Genomic DNA, 743 nt, shown 5'->3' on the forward strand with positions numbered 1-743 from the left:
TCCCTCCCCCCTTGCGGGGGAGGGTTAGGGAGAGGGGTGCCGCTTGCTCCGCTGCAGGACGTGACACGGCAACCCACGCAGAGTCGATTGAAAGAGATTGCACCATCTCTTCAATCGGAGCCCGGGGCTTACCCCTCTCCCCAGCCCTCCCCCGCAAGGGGGGAGGGAATCTGTCCGCCGGTGCCTCCTTACACTCAGGGCTGGGTGAGTAATATGCCGCACACTCAAGTGAGCGACATCCAGCGCGATCGCGCCAAGCAGCTCCGTCGCACGATGACGCGCGCGGAGACTTTGCTGTGGCGTCATCTGAAAGCCGATCGTCTCGCCGGTCTCAACTTTCGCCGGCAGGTGCCGATTGGCAGCTACGTCGCCGATTTCATCGCGCATTCCTGCAAGCTCGTGGTCGAAGTCGATGGCGAGAGCCACGATTTCGAGGAGCGTATCCGTCACGATGAACGACGGGATGCCTGGCTTGGGTCGCGCGGCTATCGCGTGCTTCGGTTCACCAACGACGATGTGATGAAAAGTCTTGAAGGAGTCGTTCTGAGCATCGCGGAAGCTGCGGAGCAAGCGGCACCCCTCTCCCTAACCCTCCCCCGCAAGGGGGGAGGGAACCCTTCCGCCGGTGACTCCCTCACATCCGATAACGATGGCGAGGTGCAGCCGTGACGCCAGGAACAGTTGCGCTACGAAGTGAGGTGAGCACGTTGGTCAGGCTCCCTCCCCCCTTGCGGGGGAGGGTT

Annotated in this window: 1 protein-coding gene; it reads left to right on the top strand. The window is 62.7% G+C overall.

Annotated features, from left to right (window positions below; all coding sequences use genetic code 11):
- The first annotated feature begins 213 nt into the window (after positions 1-213).
- Positions 214-669 carry an endonuclease domain-containing protein gene (locus FNJ47_RS46340; RefSeq protein WP_163163489.1) on the top strand — a complete coding sequence of 152 codons (456 nt, stop codon included), beginning with the start codon at positions 214-216 and terminating at the stop codon, positions 667-669.
- The last annotated feature ends 74 nt before the right edge of the window (positions 670-743 follow it).

Source organism: Bradyrhizobium uaiense (assembly GCF_010811875.1).
Taxonomy (GTDB): Bacteria; Pseudomonadota; Alphaproteobacteria; order Rhizobiales; family Xanthobacteraceae; genus Bradyrhizobium; species Bradyrhizobium uaiense.